15 protein-coding genes are annotated in these 18,591 nt (G+C 63.4%); all 15 read left to right on the top strand.

The window, feature by feature from the left end; all coding sequences use genetic code 11:
- The first annotated feature begins 20 nt into the window (after positions 1-20).
- The 15 genes from JHL16_RS15300 to JHL16_RS15230 all read left to right on the top strand — a co-directional run bounded on the left by JHL16_RS15300 (position 21) and on the right by JHL16_RS15230 (position 18,583).
- Positions 21-1,559 carry an ABC transporter substrate-binding protein gene (locus JHL16_RS15300; protein WP_200185742.1) on the top strand — a complete coding sequence of 513 codons (1,539 nt, stop codon included), beginning with the start codon at positions 21-23 and terminating at the stop codon, positions 1,557-1,559.
- A gap of 78 nt (positions 1,560-1,637) precedes the next feature.
- The gene (locus JHL16_RS15295) at positions 1,638-2,582 is read left to right on the top strand and encodes an ABC transporter permease (RefSeq protein WP_200185740.1); all 945 of its coding nucleotides are present in this window, start codon (positions 1,638-1,640) and stop codon (positions 2,580-2,582) included.
- On the top strand, positions 2,575-3,459 hold the full coding sequence (locus tag JHL16_RS15290; RefSeq protein ID WP_246770943.1) for an ABC transporter permease: 885 nt from the start codon (positions 2,575-2,577) through the stop codon (positions 3,457-3,459). The genes JHL16_RS15295 and JHL16_RS15290 overlap by 8 nt, the downstream gene beginning before the upstream one ends.
- Positions 3,456-4,445, top strand: a complete 990-nt coding sequence (locus tag JHL16_RS15285; RefSeq protein ID WP_200185736.1) for an ABC transporter ATP-binding protein — start codon at positions 3,456-3,458, stop codon at positions 4,443-4,445. The genes JHL16_RS15290 and JHL16_RS15285 overlap by 4 nt, the downstream gene beginning before the upstream one ends.
- Positions 4,446-4,623: 178 nt before the next feature.
- A complete protein-coding gene (locus JHL16_RS15280) occupies positions 4,624-5,649 on the top strand; it encodes an ABC transporter ATP-binding protein (RefSeq protein WP_200185734.1) in 1,026 nt (341 codons plus the stop codon).
- Entirely contained in the window at positions 5,646-7,136 is a 1,491-nt protein-coding gene (locus JHL16_RS15275; protein WP_200185733.1) for a M81 family metallopeptidase, read from the top strand. Before JHL16_RS15280 ends, JHL16_RS15275 begins: the two co-directional genes overlap by 4 nt.
- Positions 7,137-7,159: 23 nt before the next feature.
- Complete coding sequence (locus JHL16_RS15270) at positions 7,160-8,335, top strand: mandelate racemase/muconate lactonizing enzyme family protein (RefSeq protein ID WP_200185731.1); 1,176 nt, start codon at positions 7,160-7,162, stop codon at positions 8,333-8,335.
- A 142-nt stretch (positions 8,336-8,477) separates the two neighbouring features.
- A complete protein-coding gene (locus tag JHL16_RS15265; RefSeq protein ID WP_200185729.1) occupies positions 8,478-9,248 on the top strand; it encodes an ABC transporter ATP-binding protein in 771 nt (256 codons plus the stop codon).
- Positions 9,249-9,250: 2 nt separating this feature from the next.
- The gene (locus JHL16_RS15260; protein WP_200185727.1) at positions 9,251-10,144 is read left to right on the top strand and encodes a branched-chain amino acid ABC transporter permease; all 894 of its coding nucleotides are present in this window, start codon (positions 9,251-9,253) and stop codon (positions 10,142-10,144) included.
- Complete coding sequence (locus tag JHL16_RS15255; RefSeq protein WP_200185725.1) at positions 10,144-11,241, top strand: branched-chain amino acid ABC transporter permease; 1,098 nt, start codon at positions 10,144-10,146, stop codon at positions 11,239-11,241. The genes JHL16_RS15260 and JHL16_RS15255 overlap by 1 nt, the downstream gene beginning before the upstream one ends.
- A gap of 30 nt (positions 11,242-11,271) precedes the next feature.
- Complete coding sequence (locus tag JHL16_RS15250; protein WP_200185723.1) at positions 11,272-12,462, top strand: ABC transporter substrate-binding protein; 1,191 nt, start codon at positions 11,272-11,274, stop codon at positions 12,460-12,462.
- A gap of 66 nt (positions 12,463-12,528) precedes the next feature.
- Positions 12,529-13,233: an ABC transporter ATP-binding protein gene (locus JHL16_RS15245; RefSeq protein WP_200185721.1), complete on the top strand. Its 705-nt coding sequence runs from the start codon at positions 12,529-12,531 to the stop codon at positions 13,231-13,233.
- 12 nt (positions 13,234-13,245) lie between these two features.
- Entirely contained in the window at positions 13,246-14,499 is a 1,254-nt protein-coding gene (locus tag JHL16_RS15240; protein WP_200185719.1) for an amidohydrolase family protein, read from the top strand.
- A 122-nt stretch (positions 14,500-14,621) separates the two neighbouring features.
- Positions 14,622-16,673: a hydantoinase/oxoprolinase family protein gene (locus JHL16_RS15235; protein ID WP_200185717.1), complete on the top strand. Its 2,052-nt coding sequence runs from the start codon at positions 14,622-14,624 to the stop codon at positions 16,671-16,673.
- Between the two features lie 14 nt (positions 16,674-16,687).
- Positions 16,688-18,583 (top strand): hydantoinase B/oxoprolinase family protein, encoded by a 1,896-nt coding sequence (locus JHL16_RS15230; RefSeq protein ID WP_200185716.1) that lies wholly within the window; start codon positions 16,688-16,690, stop codon positions 18,581-18,583.
- Positions 18,584-18,591: the final 8 nt, after the last annotated feature.

Below are 18,591 nucleotides of genomic sequence, written 5' to 3'. Positions count from 1 at the left end.
TTTCAAAGGGAGGAATAAAAATGTCACTAAGACTGAAAGGACTAGCCTTCGCCTTCGGACTGATGACGGCGCTGGTGGGCGTGACGCCCGCCGTCGAAGCAGCGGGCGGTGAGATCGTCATCGCTTCGGTGCAGGGTCCGCCGTCGCTCGACGCGCATGTCACCAATGCGCAAGTGGCGCGCAACATCACGCTCCACATCTATGAGACGCTCTATGCGCGCAACGAAAATGCGGAGCCGGTTCCCGATCTCGCCGAAGGGGTGAGCGTCTCCGATGATGGGCTTACTTACACCTTCAAGCTGCGTCAGGGCGTCAAGTTCCACAATGGCAAGGAGATGACCTCGGCCGATGTCGTCGCCTCGATCGAGCGTTACCGCAAGATCGGCGTGTCGCCGGCGCTGGTCGCCGCGATCGACACGGTAAGCGCGGTCAGCCCCTATGAGGTGGCGATCAAGCTCAAGGTGAAGCAGTCGGTCTTCCTCGACAATATCTCATCGCCCCGCGCGCCGATCGCCATCTATCCGGCGGAAGAGGCGGCCAAGGGCGCCAATGAGATCCAGTATATCGGCACCGGCCCGTTCAAATTCGTCGAATACAAGCCGGACAGCCATGTCACGCTCGAGAAGTTCGCCGATTATGTGCCCAATCCCGCCTATCAGAAGCGTGACGGTCTTGCCGGCAAGAAGGAAGTGCTGATCGACCGCGTCACCTTCCGCTTCATCCCGGAGGCGGGTGCGCGCACCGCGGCGCTCGAATCGGGCGCGGTGCAGATCGTCGAGACGGTCGACGGTCCGACCGCCGAGCGGCTGCGCAAGGACAGCAAATATGTCGTCCATGACGTGCTGCCCTTCGCTTTCCAGGTCATCAAGCTCAACCATGCTCAGGCGCCGTCGGACGATGTGAATTTCCGCAAGGCGGTGCAGGCGGCGCTCGACATGCAGGAGGTGATGGAGATCTCCTATTCCGGCATCAACCAGGTCGATGGCGGCTGGGTGTTCCCGAAATCGGCCTTCGCCAACGATGCCGGCCTCGATCAATATAATGTCGCCGATTTCGACAAGGCCAAGGAGTTCCTGTCCAAGTCGAGCTATAAGGGCGAGACGGTGACGTTCATCACCGACAATCTCAGGCCCAATGTCGATATCGCCACCGTCGTGCAGGCGCGGCTCGCCGAAATCGGCGTCAAGGTCGACATCAAGGTCGCCGACTGGCCGACGACGTCGAAGATCGGCTTCACCAAGACGGGCTGGAATTTCTGGACACATGGCTTCGGCATCGAGCCCTTCGAAGGCCCCGGCACCGTGATGTCGGCCTTTGTCGGCGGCAATGCCCAGATGGTGGCCGATCCCGAGATCGACCGCATCGCCAAGGAATTCTACGCCACCCTCGACGACGCCAAGAAGAAGGAATTGTTCAAGCAGTTCCAGCAGCGCATGTATGACAACATGGTCGCGATCAAGGCCGGCAATTACGGTCTCTTCCAGGTGACGAGCGACAAGGTGAAGGATTTCGTGCCCTTCCGCATCCCGCGCATGTGGGGTGTGACGCTCGCCCCGTAAGTGTAGAAGTTTCGTGAACCGGCACCGCCGCTGACAGAAGCGGCGGTGTCTCCCGTTAACCCGCGAGAGGAGGTCCCCATGCGCGACTACCTGCTGCGGCGGCTCATATCCGTCGTTCCGGTCCTCTTTCTCGTGTCGCTGATGTCCTTTGCGGTCATCTGGATCATTCCGGGCGATCCGACCGCCGCTTTCCTCGATGCGAGCTCGACGCCGGAAGACGTGGCGCGGCTGCGCGAGATGCTGGGCCTCGACAAGCCGCCACTGGTGCAGATGGCGGAATGGTATGGACGGGTGCTGACCGGCGATCTCGGCCAGTCGATCCTGCTGCGCATCCCCGTTCTCTCAGCCATCCTGGAGCGCCTGCCGCTGACCCTCCTTCTCGCCACGCTCGCTCTCATCCTCGCGGTGGGCCTCGGCGTGGCGGCCGGCACCTTTGCCGCGACACGGCGCGGGACCTGGGCCGATCAATCGGTCATGAGCCTCGCTTTGCTCGGTCTGTCGGTGCCGGATTTCTGGCTCGGACTTCTGCTGATCGTCGTTTTCTCGGTCCAGCTCGGCTGGCTGCCGTCTGGCGGCTATGTGCCGCTGCTCGATGATCCCCTGGGCTGGGCGAAGTCCATGGTGCTGCCGACCATCACACTCGCGGTGGTGCAGGTTGGCTTCATCGCCCGCATGACCCGCTCGGCGATGCTCGACGTGATCAGCCAGGATTTCATGCGCACGGCGGATTCGAAGGGGCTCTCCGGCCTCTATATCATCCTGCGCCACGGTCTGCCCAATGCGATGATGCCCATCCTCACCGTCACCGGCATCATTGCCGGCGCCCTTCTCGGCAGCGCGGTCGTGGTCGAGCAGGTCTTCGCGCTGCCGGGCGTCGGGCGGCTCATCATCGGCGGCATATTGAGCCGCGATTATCCGATCATCCAGGGCGGTCTCCTGTTCCTGACGGTGATCTATCTGCTCATCAATCTCGTCGTCGACCTGCTCTATGCCACCATCGATCCAAGGGTGCGCCTTGAGTAGCCTCGATACCAATCTGGCGCATGAGGCGCTGCCGGAGCGGCAGAGCCCGTTCCTTTTGTTCGCGCGCCGGCTTCTGGGCAACCGCGCCTTCGTCATCGGCGGCTCGCTGTTCCTCATCGTTCTGGTTCTGGCGGTCTTCGCCGACCAGATCGCGCCCTTCAAGCCCAACGCCAATAATTTCCGCGCCCGGCTGGAAGCGCCAAGCGCGATGCATTGGTTCGGCACCGATCATTTCGGCCGCGATATCCTATCACGCGCCATCCATGGCGGGCGGCTGTCATTGTTCATCGGCCTGTCGGTCGTGCTGTTCACCGGCGTGTTCGGCACGCTCATTGGTGCGGCGTCCGGCTATTTCCGCCGGCTCGACAATATTCTCATGCGCATCATGGATGCGCTGATGGCGTTCCCGGCGATCCTACTCGCCATCACGGTGGCGGCGACTCTCGGCGCATCGGTGCAGAATGTCATCCTGGCGCTCGGCATCGCCACGACGCCGCATACCGCGCGCATCGTGCGCGCTTCGGTGCTGGTGGTGCGCGAGATGGAGTTCGTCGAGGCAGCCCGTGCGCTGGGCGCCAGCCATATGCGCATCCTGTTCCGCCATATCCTCGCCAATGCGATGGCGCCGCTCATCGTGCGCCTCACTTATGTCTTCGCTTCCGCGATCCTCGCCGAGGCGCTGCTCTCCTATATCGGCGTCGGCCCCCCGCCTCCCGCCGCGACCTTTGGTGGCATCATCGCCAATGGCCGCGACTTCATGGTGGAAGCGCCCTGGGTGACCTTGTTCCCCGGCCTCATCATCCTGATCGTCGTGCTCGGCCTCAATCTTTTGGGCGACGGCCTGCGCGACGTGCTCGATCCGAGGATCAGGGTATGAGCATGCTCAAGGTCGAGAATCTCACCACTGTGGTCGGCTCGGGCGTGTCAGCGCCGAGCGTGCTGGAAGATGTGTCCTTCACGCTCGATGCCGGCGAAGTGCTGTGCGTCGTGGGTGAATCGGGCAGCGGCAAGTCGATGCTGGCGCTCACCATCATGGGCCTGCTCGGTTTCCCGGTGCGGCGTGCATCCGGCCGCATCATTCTCGATGGCGACGACATCACCGCCGGTGGCGCTTCGGCCTGGCGGCAGCGGCGTGGCCGCGATCTGTCGATGATCTTCCAGGAGCCGATGACCTCGCTCAACCCGATCATGCGGGTCGGCGAGCAGATTGGTGAAGTGCTGCGGATGCGCAAGGGCATGGGCGCCGATACGGCGCGGCGCCGGGCGATCGAGCTGCTCGAACGTGTCGAAATCCCGGCGGCGTCCTCGCGGCTCGCCGCTTTCCCACATGAATTGTCGGGCGGCATGCGCCAGCGCGTGATGATCGCCGTGGCGCTCGCCGCCGAACCCAAGCTCCTCATCGCCGATGAGCCGACGACGGCGCTCGATGTGACCATCCAGGCGCAGATCCTCGATCTCCTGCGCGACATCCAGGCCGAAAGCGGCATGGCGCTGATGCTGATCACCCATGATCTCGGCGTCGTCGCCGAGATGGCGCACAAGGTCATGGTTCTCTATGCCGGCCGTGTCGCCGAGATGGCCGATGTCGAGACGGTGTTCGATGCGCCGTCGCATCCTTATACGCAGGCGCTGCTCGCTTCGATCCCGTCGCTCGATTCAGGTGGCGACCGGCTGGTGACGATACCGGGCTCGGTGCCGGGTGTTGGCCTGATGCCGAAAGGCTGCCGCTTCGCGCCGCGCTGCCCCCATGTGAAAGACGATTGCCGATCTGGGCCACCGCCTCTGGCGATGCTCGGGCCTGCACAACGCGTCGCCTGTTTGAGGCCGTTTGGTTATGTCCGACGTGAGGAGGGACGCGTATGAGGTGCCTCCAATTTTTCACCCTCTCCCGTGCGCGGCATGGGAGAAGGTGCCCGACAGGGCGGATGAGGGCTCTTCATTCGGAGTTACGGAGGGTTCTCAAGAGCCCTCACCCGGCCTTCGGCCACCCTCTCCCATTGCTTCGCAACGGGCGAGGGGGAAATACCGGAGCCGTCGCGCCATGACCGAGATCCTCATCGAGGCGCGCAGGCTCGTCAAACATTTCGAACCGCGTGGGCTGTTCCTCAAGAAGAAAAGCGAGGCGGCGGTCAGAGCGGTCGATGGTGTCGATCTCGCCATCGCGGCAAAGGAAACCGTCGGCCTCGTCGGCGAATCCGGTTGCGGCAAGTCGACGGTCGGCCGGCTGTTCTTGCGCTTGCTGGAGCCCACCTCGGGCCAGATCCTGCATAAGGGCAGGGATCTCGTGTCGCTCACGCCCAAGGAGCTCGAGGAGCGGCGGCGCGACCTGCAGATAGTGTTCCAGGACCCGTTCGGCTCGCTTAATCCGCGGATGAGCGTGGGCGCCATCATCGGGGAGCCCTTCGCCATCCACCGGCTCGCCAAGGGAGCGGAGCGCGAGCGCCGCGTCGCAAGGCTGCTTGATCTTGTCGGGCTTCCCCGCGCCGCCGCCGATCGCTATCCGCATCAGTTCTCCGGCGGCCAGCGTCAGCGCATCGGCATCGCCCGGGCGCTGGCGCTCGAGCCGCAATTCCTCGTCTGCGACGAGGCGGTGTCGGCGCTCGATGTCTCGGTGCAGGCGCAAGTGATCAACCTGCTGCAGGACCTGCAGCGCGAGCTCGGCCTCACCTATCTCTTCATCTCGCATAATCTGTCGGTGGTGCGGCACATCTCGGACCGGGTCGCGGTGATGTATCTCGGCCGTATCGTCGAGCTGGCTGACGCCGATATTTTGTTCAAGGCGCCGGCGCATCCCTATACGCGCGCACTGCTCTCCGCCATCCCGCCCGGCCATCCGCGCGCCAAACGCGATCGCGAAAAGCTCAAAGGCGACGTGCCGAGCCCGCTGGCGATCCCGCAAGGCTGCCGTTTCGCCCCGCGCTGCCGCTTCGCCGTGGAGCGCTGCCGATCGGAAGATCCCGCTCTTTCCATCATTGCCGACGGACGGTCGGTCGCCTGCCATCTCGTGGCCGACGGCAGCCTTTCCGTCCCGCCACGCCTGTCGCCCCATTCCGGAGCCGCCGCATGAAGATCCTGATCGCCGAATGCATGCAGGAGATATCCTCCTTCAATCCGCTGCCGTCGCAATATGAAGACTTCAAGATCGACAATGGTGACGCGCTGTTGAAGCGACGCGGCCTCAATACCTCGATCGGCGGTGCGCTGGCGGTCTTTGACAAGCGAAGCGATGTCAGCATCCTGCCGACGATTTCCGCGCGCGCCGACAGCGCCGGTATCCTCTCGGCGGAAGGCTGGCAGCTTCTCGCGGCGGAGATCCTGGCGGCGGTGCTGCCGCATAAGGGGACGGTCGATGCACTTTATATCTCGCTTCATGGCGCGATGGGCGCTATCGGCGAGGCCGACCCTGAGGGTTATCTCCTCGAAGAAATCCGTAGAAGCTTCGGGCCGGATGTGCCGATCGTCATCTCGCTCGACCTGCATGGCATCCTGACCGACCGCATGCTGCGCCAGATCGACGGTCTCACCATCTACCAGACCTATCCGCATGTCGATTTCGCCGATACCGGGTTGCGCGCGGCGCGGCTGCTGCTCGATATCTTCGACCGCAAGCTCAAACCCACCATTGCGCGCGTCGTGGTGCCACTGCTGGCGCGCGGTGATGAATGTGTCACCAAAAATGGACTCTATGGCGATGTGCTGGCGGATGGGCAGTTGCTCGAACATTCAGGCAAGGCGCTGGCGGCCGGCGTGATGATCGGCAATCCCTTCACCGACGCGCCGGAACTGTGCACGCAAACGATCGTCGTGACGGAAAAGAATGACGGCTCTGCCGAGGCCGCGGCGATCAAGCTGGCGGAGGCCATGTGGGCCGGCCGTCATCGCCTCGTCGGCAAGCTGATCGCTCCGGAGAAAGCGGTGGCGCTGGCGCATCATTTCGACAAGCCGATCATCTTCACCGATGCGGCGGACGCCACCTCATCGGGGGCGAGCGGTGATTCCAACGCACTGATCAAGGCGCTGCGGGAAGGCGGCTACAAGAAACGCGTGCTGGCCCAGATCGTCGATGCGCCGGCCGCCAAAGCTGCGCATGAAGCGGGCGTCGGCGCCACGATCGATGTCGCGCTCGGCGGCACGGTCGATACCAGACGGTTCCAGCCGCTGAAAGTGCGCGCCAACGTCGAAAGCCTGTCGCGCGGCAGGGCGGTGCTGGAGACGATGGGCTTGCCGCTCGATGCGGGCATGAGCGCGGTGCTGAGCTTCGAGAATTTCACCGTGCTGGCGATCAGCAAACCGGCTTTTCTGTTCGATCGCGCACTCTATTACGCCAATGGCCTCGACCCTGAGCGCTTCGATCTCACCATCGTCAAATCGCCCCATACCGAGTTCCACATGTATGACCAGTGGGTGGCGAAGAATTTCAATGTCGATGCGCCCGGATCGACCTCGGCCTATGTCGCAGGATTAGGCCATAGGCTCTGCGCCCGCCCGATCTATCCGATCGAGGCCGACACATCCTTCACCCCCCGCGCCGTGACCTATCGGCGGCGGAGCTAACTCTCAACAAAGGCAAACTCATAATGAAAATCGATAGTGTTGATTTCTTCTATCTGGCCATGCCGAAGGTGACGACCGAGGCGGATGGCAGCCAGGACGCGCTGGTGGTGCGGGTCAGCGCCGGCGGTCATGTCGGCTGGGGCGAATGCGAAGCGGCGCCTTTGCCGTCGATCGCCGCCTTCGTCTGCCCGATGTCGCACGGCGCCTGCCGCCCGGTGGCGGATTCGGTGCTGGGCGAGACGCTCAACGGCCCGGACGATATCCATCGCATGACCGCGACCGTCGCCTATAACAGCATGGACCTGCTGCAAGCGGCCCATACCTGGTCCGGCATAGAGATGGCGATGTGGGATCTCCTGGGTCATGTCCGAGGCGTGCCGACCTGGAAACTGCTCGGTTATGACGCCGCCTATCCGAAGATTCCCTATGCCTCGGTGCTGTTCGGCACGACACCGCAAGGCACGCTGGAGCGGGCGCGCGAGATGCGCGGCCGCGGATTCCGGGCGGCGAAATTCGGCTGGGCGCCCTTCGGCGCCTCGCTCGAAAGCGACATCGCCCATCTCGATGCGGCGCGCGAGGGGCTGGGGCCGGACGGCATCCTGCTCATCGATGCGGGCCAGATCTTCAACGAGGATGTCGAGGCGGCGGCACTTCGGCTCGATGCGATGGAGCGCAACCGTGTCACCTTCTTCGAGGAGCCGTTCCACGGCTCGGCCTATGGCGCCTATGGCAAGCTGTCGGCACGTGTGAAGACGGTGAAGACGGCCGGCGGTGAAGCGGCGCATAACCGCCATATGGCCGAGCATCTCATCGATTTCGGCAAGGTCGGCTATGTGCAGATCGATTGCGGCCGCATCGGCGGCCTGTGGCCGGCGAAGCAAGTGGCCGACTATGCGGTGAAGCGGGGCGTCACCTATATCAACCACACTTTCACGTCGAACCTGGCGCTGAGCGCGTCGATGCAGCCTTTCGCCGGCCTCAAGGATCACCGGATCTGCGAATATCCGACGACGCTCAAGCAACTCGCGGTGGACCTGACGCGCAACCATATCGTGCCCGACAAGAATGGCGAGATCCATGTGCCCGACGCGCCTGGCCTCGGCATCGAGGTCAATCCGGCGGCGCTGACGCAATATGCCCAGGATGTCGAGATCAAGGTCAACGGCAAGGTGCTGTTCCAGAGCGTGCGCAGTGTCTAGATCGATCTGACGCTATCTAGAATGTCAGAGGGACCGGATGGAAATCCGGTCCCGCTTTTTTTGGCGGGATGATTCCGGCTCTTGCGGCCAAGTTTGCGTGATGTTAGCCTGTCGGATATCGTATCCACTATATGGATGTTCAATGTCCAGCCTGGGGAACCAGAAAGACAGCTCAGCCAGCCCGGCAAACCCGGCGGCTGAGGTCATTCTCAGGGCCACGGGGCTCGCGGTGGCGTATGGCGCGGTCGAGGCGGTGCGTAATCTCGACCTCGAAGTCGCCGCTGGCGAGATCGTCGTTCTTCTCGGCGCCAATGGCGCGGGCAAGTCCAGCATGCTCAACGCCATCGTCGGATTGTCGCCGCGCGTCGGCGGCAGCATCACCTTCGAAGGCCATGACATAACGCGCAAAAGCACCGAGATGATCGTGCGTTCCGGCATCTCGCTGGTTCCCGAGGGTCGCCGCCTGTTCTCCAACATGACCGTCCGGGAGAATCTGAGGCTTGGCGGAGCGGCGCTGGGGCTGGCCGAATTCGAGCGCGAATTCGAGCGCCTGCACGACCTTTTTCCCATCTTGCGCAAACGCGCCGATTCACAGGCGGGGCTCTTGTCGGGTGGCGAGCAGCAGCAGGTCGCCATTGCGCGCGCGCTGGTCGGACGCCCGCGCCTTTTGCTGCTCGATGAACCCTCGCTCGGGCTGGCGCCGATCATCGTCAATCGGGTTTTCGAGATCATCGAGGAACTGCGCCGCCGCAAGGTGACGATCCTGCTGGTCGAGCAGAATGCCGAACGGGCGCTGAAAATCGCCGACCGGGGGTATGTGATGTCGAATGGCGTCGTCGAAGCGGCGGGCAGGGCGGCCGATCTCCAGACGAGCGCGATCGAAAACGCCTATCTCGGAACGGCGGGAGCGTGACCATGGAATTGATGCTTCAACAATTGATCAATGCCGTATCGCTCGGATCGATCTATGCGCTGGTGGCGCTCGGCGTGGCCATCGTGTTCAGCATCCTGCGGCTGGCGAATTTCGCTCATGGCGAGCTCATGACGGTCGCGGGTTACACGCTCTATGCGACACTTCTCGCCGGGGTGCATTGGCTCCTCGCCGCCGTCGCCGCCATCGCGGCTTCGGTCATAGCGGCGCTCCTCCTCGAGCGCGTCGCCTATCGCCGACTCAGATCGGCAAATCCGCTGACTCTTCTCATCACGTCCTTCGCGGTTTCCGTCGCGCTGCAGAGCCTGTTCCTGCTGTTCTTCGGCGCGCGGCCCAAGGGCATCGAGCTGCCGGCCTTCGTCGATGCCGGCTTCCGCATCGGGCAGTTGCGCGTTCAATGGCTCGACGTCTTCATCATCGTGATCACCGGGCTGATCGTGCTCTCGCTGCATCTGTTCCTCAAGAAGACGGTGATCGGCCTGGCGCTGCGCTCCGCCGCCGACGACTTCCGCACCACCCGACTCATGGGCATCAAAGCCAATGCGGTGGTCGTGGGCGCCTTCATGCTGTCGGGGGCGCTCGCCGGCATTGCCGCGCTGTTCTATTTCGCGACCGTGCCCAATGTCGTGCCCTCATCGGGCTTCGAGCCCATGCTCAAAGGCTTCATCGCCTGCGTCATCGGCGGGCTCGGCAGCCTGCCGGCGGCGGTCGTCGGCGGTTTCCTGCTCGCCTTTCTCGAAGTCGGCAGTGACGCCATCCTGTCCAACAGCCTTAGCCCCTATCTCGACGCGATCGTCTTCGGCATCGCGATCATTCTGCTCAGATGGCGGCCTGGCGGCCTTTTCGGCGTGCGCATGACGGAAGATCTACGGGTGTGATGGCGATGTCGCAAAAATGGTGGCCGCGCGCCCTTATCGGATCGGCTCAGATCCTCGTGCTGGTGAGTCTCATCGTTGCCGGGGTCAGCCTGCTCGGCTCGTCCACCGATCAGCGAATCCTGACGGTGTTCCTCATCAATCTGATCGCCGCGATAGGCCTGCAGATCTATACCGGCACATCCGGCATCATCTCCTTCGGCCATGTCGGCTTCATGGCGCTGGGCGCCTATGGATCGGCGCTCTTCACCGCCGATCCCGCCATCAAGGCGATGGGGATCCCGAATGCGCCGGACTTCATCCTGACCTCCGCCATGGGCTTCCTGCCGGCGATGCTCATCGGAGTCGGCGTGGCCGCCATCGTCGCCGCGGTCATCGGCCGCGTCTTCGTCCGACTCGGCGGGTCGGCCGCCGCCGTGGCGACCCTCGGCTTCATGGTCATGGTGTTCACCGTGCTCTCGAATGCTGAGGAATGGACACGTGGCGCCAAGGCCTTCAGCGGCATTCCGGCCTATACGACGATGGGTTGGTGCATGGGCGCCTTCGCGGTGATCCTGGTGATCGCCCGGCTTCTGCGTGAGTCGGATACCGGCCTCGGCCTGCGCAGCAGCCGTGACGATGCGATCGCCGCACAGGCCTCGGGTGTCGATGTCGTCAACAGCCGCTATGTCATGTGGGTGGCGAGCGCCGCCTGCTCGGCCGTCGCCGGCGCCCTCTATGCTCACTATATCGGCGCCATCCTGCCCAAGGCGTTCCATTTCGAGCTGACGTTCCTGATCGTCACGATGGTCATCGTCGGCGGCCAGTCGATCACCGGCGCGATCGTCGGGACCTTGCTCATCACCATTCTGGCGGAGGCGCTGCGCCGGCTCGAAAACGGCTTCTCGCTGGGCTCCTTCAGCCTGAGCGAGGCGCCCGGGCTCACCACCGCGGTGCTGGCGCTGCTAATCGTCTTCACCTTGACAATGCGGCCGCAGGGCTTGGTCGGGCGCTGGGAGCTCGATGACCTGACGATGCGCTGGCTGGCGAAACGACGGCCGGCAGCAAGCGGCGCCGCACTGCCATTCGAAAAAGATCGGGAGCGTAACCCGGCAGCCTGACAAGACAAAAAACGAAGAGGAGAGGAAACGATGAACATAAGAACGAAACGCATTGCCTTGATCACCGCCGCGGCGGCCCTGGCGCTGTGGCCGCTGGGCGCCGCGGCCGAATTGAAGCCGGGCACGGTCTACAAGATCGGCTGGGCGTCGGACAAATCGAACTATCTGTCCTTCGTCGACGAGCCGCTTGCGAAGGGCATGGAGATCGCGATTGAGGAGATCAACGCCAAGGGCGGCATCGCCGGCAAGGTGAAGATCGAGCTCGACCGGCGCGACATGAAATCGGATCCCATGCTGGGCGCCACCGTCGTCCAGGAACTGATCGCCGCCGGTGCGAATTTCATCGTCACGACCTGCGACACGGACGTGTCGCTGCCGGGCGCGCAGATGGCCGCCAAGGCCTCGCTTCCGGTGATCAGCAGCTGTGGCGCCGATGCCGCCGGACCGAGCCAGGTGCCGGGCGGTTTCGGCTTCCTCAATGTGCCGGGCACGCTGACCCAGGGCGCCATGCTGGCGGAATACGCGGCCAAGAAGGGATATAAGAAGGCCTTCACGCTGAAGTCGAAGAGCGAAGGCTATACGCATACGCTCGGCGTCGCCTTCGAAGAACGCTTCCGCGAGCTCGGCGGTGAGATCGTCGGCGAGGCCTATTACACGCTGGGCGACAGCAGCTATCGGGTCACCGCGACCAAGATGGCAAGCTCCGACGCCGACGTGATCATGACCAATACGTTCCCGCCCGATACGACGGCCTTCCTCAAGGATCTGGAGCGGCTGGGCAATACCAAGCCGATCATCATGGTCGACGGCAACGACACGCCGGTCATCTTCGATGCCGGCGGCCAGCTCGACATCTCGGCAATGACGACCTATGGCGGCAACCGGACGCCGGGCTCGGCCTTCGAGACCTTCGAGAAGGAATATCGCGCGAAATTCGGCGCCGATCCGGAATCGCTGCAGACCGCGCTCGGCTATGATCTCGTCGTCAGCGTCGCCGCGGCGGTGGAAGCCGCCCGGTCGACGGAAGGCGCTGCGGTGCGCGATGCGCTGGACAATGTCGAGAATGTCGCCGGCGCCACCGGCCTCATCTCCTACAAGAACAGCCCGATCGGCCGCGGAATCCCCAAGAAGGACTATGCGGTGGTGACCTTCGATCGCGCCAACCGCAAATTCGTCGTCGTGGAAGTCGGATTCCCGCAAAAGTTCCCGCCGGTGAAATGACTCTGGCGCAGGCGGGGGACACATGGCCCCGCCAGCGCTCCTCGGCACGCGTTTCGGAGCGGAAGAATGAACTTCAAGGCGAGCGATGTAGTCATGAAATTCAAGGGCCTCACCGCCCTTGACGGGGTCAGCCTGGATGTGGCCAAAGGCGAGATCGTCGGGCTGATCGGTCCCAACGGCTCCGGCAAGACGACGCTCCTGAATGTGACATCCGGCGTCTATTCACCGACCAGCGGCAGCTTCAGCATGGGTGCCGAGAGCTGGTCCAGCATTTCGCTGCGCGATGCGGCGCGGCGCGGCATCCGCCGGACGTTCCAGAATATCCGGCTCTTCAATTCGCTGACGGTGCTCGAAACCGTCGAAGTGGCATCGGCGTGGCTCGGCACGGGTGACCGGCGGGAAAATGCGCTGAACGCCTTGGATGAGTTGCACTTCACCCAGCACCGCGACCGGATCGCCACCGAGCTCGCTTATGGCATGCAGCGCCGGCTCGAGATCGCCCGCGCCATTGCCGGCAGGCTGGAGTTCCTGCTGCTCGACGAGCCGACGGCAGGGCTCAATCACGGCGAATCGGAAGAGATCGTCACGATCGTGCAGGCCATCAGGCGGCGCCGGGGATGCGGCATCGTCATCATCGATCATGATCTCAATGTCATCATGAATGTCTGCGACCGCGTGGTCGTGCTCAGCGAAGGCAAGGTGATCGCCTCCGGTCCGCCGCAGGAGGTGCGGCGCGATCCGCAGGTCATCAAGGCCTATCTGGGTTCATAGGAAGGAACAACAATGTCAGCTCAACCCGCCACCGGCTCCCACGACCTGCTGATCAGGAAAGCACGACTCCTCGATCGCGACGACATCTGCGATATCGCGATCGCCGGCGGCCGCATCGTGGATATCGCCGCCCATATCGGCGGTGCCGCCGCCCGCACCGTGGATGCGCAAGGCGGGCTCGTCACGGCAAGCTTCATCGATCCGCATTTCCATCTCGACAAGGTCCTGTCGCGCAATTATGTCGGCGCGATCTCCTATCAAGAGGCCTTTGCGCGGGCGCGCGAGGCGAAGCGGAATTTCACCGTCGCCGATGTCGAGGCGCGTGTCTGCCGCGCGCTCGATCTGGCGGTGGCCCAGGGAATAGGGCGCATCCGCACACAGGTCGATGTGGACTTTGCCACGAGGCTCGTCTCGCTGGAAGGCGTGCTCCGGGCGCAGGAGCGTTTCCACAACCTCATCGACCTCGAGATCGTCGCCTTCCCGCAAGAGGGCATCGTCACCGATCCTGAAGCGCCGGCGCTGCTGCGCGCGGCGCTTGGCATGGGGGCGACGCTGGTCGGCGGCCTGCCGGAATTCGAACATTCCCTCGAGGATCAGCGGACGCATGTCCGCACCATCTTCGACATCGCCACGGAACGGGGCGTGCCGATCGACTTCCACTGCGACTACACCGATCTGGCGCCCTACAAGACGCTGGAGATGGTGGCCGACATGACCGTCGAGCGCGGCTATCAAGGCAAGGTCACCGCTGGCCATTGCTGCGCTCTCGCGGTCTATCCGGATGAAGAAGCCAAACGTGTGATCGACAAGGTCAGAGCGGCCGATATGAGCGTGACGATCCTGCCGATCGCCAATTTGCAGATGCTCGGCGGCGACGGCGCGACACCGGTCAATCGCGGCTCCTCACGCGCCAAGGAGCTGCTCGCGGCGGGCGTCAATGTCTGCGCCGGCGCCGACAACATGTTCGACATCTGGTTCAGGTTCAACCGTATGGATCCCGTCGACACCGCCTATATGACCTGCCTGAGCACCGGCATGCGCAGCGATGCGGAAGTGCGCGAGGCCTTCGACATGACGACGTCGCGTCCGGCGCGTCTCATGGGGCTGGCCGATCACCGGGCCGGCATCGGCGGGCGCGCCGATCTGGTCGTGCATTCGGCGGCCAATCTCGTCGATATGTTCCGCAATCTTCCCGGCCGGCGGGTGCATATCAAAAACGGCCGGCTGGTGGGCGGCGTGGAAGGAAGCGTCTGGACGGCGCGTTGAGCCAACGCCTGAAACCCCTTTAGGGCATCTTCGCGGATAATTTCCGCTCTTGTGCCGTCAAGGCTTCATGTGCATAATATGAATATCGTATCCACTATATGGATATTGGAGGCGGGTAAAAAATGGGACTTCGCATAGCCATCGACACCGGCGGAACCTTCACTGACGTTGTCGCGATCGACGAGGAAACGGGAGAGATCGCCGCGGTCAAGACACCTTCGACACCGGCCGATCCGAGCATCGGCCTGGTGGAGGGCGTCCAGAAGATCCTCGACACACTGGACCGCGGCGCCGAAGACGTGCGCATGCTGCTGCATGGCTCGACGGTCGCGACCAATGCCGTGCTCGAGCACAAATTCGACGGACTGGGCCTGCTCGTCACCCGCGGTACCCGCCATATGATCGAGATCGCGCGCCAGTCGGTGCCCGACGGCTATGGTAACTCGTTCTTCTGGGTGAAGCCGCCGCGGCTCGTCCCGTTGCATCTGGTGCGCGAGGTTCCCGGCCGCATGCGCTTCGACGGGTCGGAGCTCGAGGCCATCGACGAGAAGGCGACGCTGAAGGCGGTCAAGGAGCTGGTGGAAGACGGCGTGCGCTGCATCGGCGTGTGTCTCCTCCATTCCTACGCCAATGGCGATCACGAGCAGCGGATCGGCGAGCTGATCCGCAAGAATTTTCCGGACGTCTTCGTTTCGCTGTCGTCCGTCGTGCTGCCCGAATATCGTGAATATGAGCGGGCGATGACGACGCTCATCGACGTCCTGGTCAAGCCCTATTGCAAGACCTACCTGCAGAACGCCGCCGACAAGATCAAGGCGAAGTCGGGCGACATTCCGTTCCTGATCATGCAGTCGAATGGCGGGGTGGTGAAGCATTCGACGGCGGGCGAGCGTCCCGTCACGATGCTGCTGTCAGGCCCGGCCGCCGGCATATTGGGCTCGATCCATATGGCGCATCTCGCCGGCTACAAGGACATTCTCACCATCGATGTCGGCGGCACCTCGACCGACGTCGCGATCATCGAGAACTACAAGCCGATGTACACCTCGGCGTCGATGGTCGAGAGCTATCCGGTCAAGACGCCGATGCTCGACATCGTCACCGTCGGCTCAGGCGGCGGCTCGATCGCCTGGACCGATCCCTATGGCAGCCTGAAAGTGGGGCCGCGCAGTGCCGGCGCCGATCCAGGCCCGATCTGCTACCGCAAAGGCGGCACGAAACCCACGGTGACCGATGCGGCCATCGTTCTCGGGCGGCTGCCGGCGGCGCTGATCGGCGGCGAGATCAAGCTCGATCTCGATGCGGCGCGCAAGGCCTATGACGAGCTCGGTAGGCAATTTGGCATGCCGGCGGAAGAAATCGCCGCCGGTGCGCTGGAGATCGCCGCCGTCAACCAGGTCTTCGGTATCCGGCAGGTGACGACATCACGCGGGCGCGAGCCGGGACAATATGCGATGGTCGCGTTCGGCGGCGCCGGCGGACTGTTCGCCGCGGAAGTCGCCGATTTCCTCGGCATCAAGACGATCATCTCGCCGCCCAATCCGGGCAATCTCTGCGCCTTCGGCCTGCATGTCTCGGATGTCCGGCGCGATTATATCCGCACCCTGGTGCGCCAGCAGTCGAACGCAAGCCCCGACGAGATCATCGAGGCCTGGGCCGATCTCACGAAGCTCGGCGTCGACGACATCCGCGCCGAGGGCATTCCGCGCGAGAAGATCATGATCCAGAAGGTCGCCGATCTGCGTTATTTCGGCGAAGGCCATGAAGTGCAGGTCGATATTCCGCCCGAGCTCAGCGATGCGGAAGCGATCGATTATATGTGGAAGAACCTGCATCGCGTGCATGATCAGACCTTCGGCTTCCATTATGAAGGCGAGCAGGATGTCGAGTTGGTGAATCTGCGCGTGCAGGCGGTCGGCACACAGCACCGGCCCAGCCTCAAGCAGGATATCGCCATGCGCAAGCCGGCGGTTCCCTTCGCCAAGCGTAAGGTCTATTGGCGCGGCTCCGGCTGGGTCAATTGCCCGCTCTATCGGCGCACCGAGCTCGCCATCGGCCAGAAGGTCGAAGGTCCGGCGGTCATCGAGGAATATGGCTCGACGGTGGTCGTTCCGGCCAGCTGGACGCTGCGCTCGGACAGCTACGGCAATCTCATTCTCGAAAAATCGGCATAGGGGCAGTCACGACCATGTTGAACAAGGTAAGCCGTACCAAGCTTGGGCCCATCGAGCTCGAGGTCATCCACGGAACCATCCGCGCGGCGGAACTCGAGATCGAAGCGGCGGTGGAGCGCACCGCCCGCTCGCCGATGATCCGCGACCAGCATGATTATCGCGTAGCGCTGTTCGACGCCAAGGGCCGCAAGCTCACCGGGCGTTCCTATTCGGCGATCGTCGAACCGGTCTTCACCCATTTCGAGGAAGGCGACATCCATCCGGGTGACGTGTTCTTCTGGAACGACCCTTACAATTCCTGCGGCGGCATCGGCCATGTGCCGGATCTGTGCACCACGGTGCCGATCTTCTTCGGCGACCGGCTGATCGGCTTCAGCCAGGTCTTCGGCCATCACGATGATATCGGCGGCGCGGTGCCTGGCAGCCTGCCGGTGCATGCCACCGACAGCTGGATGGAAGGCGCCCTCATTCCGCCGATCAAGCTCTATGAAGGCGGCAAGCTGAACAAAGCGGCGTTCAAGATCATCACGCGCAATTCACGCCTGTCGGAACATCTGGCCGGCGACCTCGATGCCGAGATCGGCGCGGCAAGGCTGGGCTCACGGCGCATCGTGGCGCTGGCCGAGCGCTACGGGATCGAGACGCTGGAAGAGGCGTTCGACCAGATCCTGAAGAACACCGCCGAGATCTTCCGGCGCGAAATCCTGCCCAAGATCAAGGACGGCGTCTATCATTTCGAGGATTATATCGAGGCGGATGGTGTCGACGAACCGCGGCTCCATGCGCTCCGCCTCACCATGACGAAGACGCCCGAGAAGATCATCCTCGATTTCAACGGCACCGACCCCGAGGCCAAGGGGCCGATCAACTGGGCGCTCGACGAGATGGAAGGGCGCTATTTCCGCAAATGGCTCGCGCCGGCGCTGCGCTCGCTCGCAGGCTCGCCTGAGCGTGCCGCCGAGATCGATTCCAATGAAGGCGTTCTCGATATCATCGATGTCGTCTTCCCGGCCAAGGGCACGCTGATCACACCCAATTTCGGCAAGCCTACGGGCATGCGCTTCTTCCTGATGTTGCGCTCGCTCGGCGTGTTCACCGCCTGCCTGTCGAAGGCGACCGGCGGCAAGATGCCGGCGGATCACGAAACCATCCGCATCTGGGGCCTCACCGGCGGCAGCACCCAGAACGACTTCTATCTGTTCCGCGAAGTTCTGGGCGGCGGAAGCCCAGGCCGGCCCTGGGCCGACGGGTCGGATGTCGTGCATATCGTGCCGAATTCGAAGAACCTGCCGGCGGAATTCTCGGAGACGCGTTATCCAATCCTGGTCGAGCAGCTGGCGCTGAAGGAGGATTCAGGCGGCGCCGGCTTCCGGCGCGGCGGCTTCGGCTATGACAAGATCATCCGGGCGCTGGGCGACTGCCGTCTCATCTCCAATGCCGACCGTTCGATGCTCGGCTGCTATGGCGTCAATGGCGGCCACGCCGGTCTCAACTACCAGGTGTCGGTGATCGACAAAAAGGGCAAGGAGACCGTCCATCCCGGCATGAGCGACACGGTTGTCGTCAAGGCCGGCACCAGCGTGCGCGTGGTCACGACCGGCGGCGGCGGCTGGGGCGATCCGCTCAAGCGCGAAGTCGACAAGGTCGTCTATGACGTCCAGTGCGGTCTCGTCTCGCGCAAGGCGGCGCGCGATTTCTATGGCGTCGTTCTGAAGAAAGCCGGGCGCAAATGGGCGGCCGATGTTACGGCGACCAAGGTGCTGCGCCGTGAGATGAGCAAAGCACGCGGACGGTTGCCGATGTTCGACCGCGGACCTTACTTCGAGAAATTGAAGAAGAAGGGCGCGGTGACCTATCCCGACAAGTGGAAGGACCCGGATGCGGGCTGGAAAGCGACCGCGATCGATTGACGGCGCGC

This window comes from Taklimakanibacter albus (assembly GCF_016595235.1).
GTDB lineage: Bacteria > Pseudomonadota > Alphaproteobacteria > Rhizobiales > Aestuariivirgaceae > Taklimakanibacter > Taklimakanibacter albus.
The sequence above is the reverse complement of the archived record's forward strand: the minus strand, read 5'-3'. Positions and strand labels throughout refer to the sequence as shown.

Coding starts and splice junctions, on each gene's coding strand:
- JHL16_RS15300 (WP_200185742.1), top strand. CDS start 21: ATGTCACTAAGACTGAAAGGACTAGCCTTCGCCTTCGGACTGATGACG.
- JHL16_RS15295 (WP_200185740.1), top strand. CDS start 1,638: ATGCGCGACTACCTGCTGCGGCGGCTCATATCCGTCGTTCCGGTCCTC.
- JHL16_RS15285 (WP_200185736.1), top strand. CDS start 3,456: ATGAGCATGCTCAAGGTCGAGAATCTCACCACTGTGGTCGGCTCGGGC.
- JHL16_RS15280 (WP_200185734.1), top strand. CDS start 4,624: ATGACCGAGATCCTCATCGAGGCGCGCAGGCTCGTCAAACATTTCGAA.
- JHL16_RS15275 (WP_200185733.1), top strand. CDS start 5,646: ATGAAGATCCTGATCGCCGAATGCATGCAGGAGATATCCTCCTTCAAT.
- JHL16_RS15270 (WP_200185731.1), top strand. CDS start 7,160: ATGAAAATCGATAGTGTTGATTTCTTCTATCTGGCCATGCCGAAGGTG.
- JHL16_RS15265 (WP_200185729.1), top strand. CDS start 8,478: ATGTCCAGCCTGGGGAACCAGAAAGACAGCTCAGCCAGCCCGGCAAAC.
- JHL16_RS15260 (WP_200185727.1), top strand. CDS start 9,251: ATGGAATTGATGCTTCAACAATTGATCAATGCCGTATCGCTCGGATCG.
- JHL16_RS15255 (WP_200185725.1), top strand. CDS start 10,144: ATGGCGATGTCGCAAAAATGGTGGCCGCGCGCCCTTATCGGATCGGCT.
- JHL16_RS15250 (WP_200185723.1), top strand. CDS start 11,272: ATGAACATAAGAACGAAACGCATTGCCTTGATCACCGCCGCGGCGGCC.
- JHL16_RS15245 (WP_200185721.1), top strand. CDS start 12,529: ATGAACTTCAAGGCGAGCGATGTAGTCATGAAATTCAAGGGCCTCACC.
- JHL16_RS15240 (WP_200185719.1), top strand. CDS start 13,246: ATGTCAGCTCAACCCGCCACCGGCTCCCACGACCTGCTGATCAGGAAA.
- JHL16_RS15235 (WP_200185717.1), top strand. CDS start 14,622: ATGGGACTTCGCATAGCCATCGACACCGGCGGAACCTTCACTGACGTT.
- JHL16_RS15230 (WP_200185716.1), top strand. CDS start 16,688: ATGTTGAACAAGGTAAGCCGTACCAAGCTTGGGCCCATCGAGCTCGAG.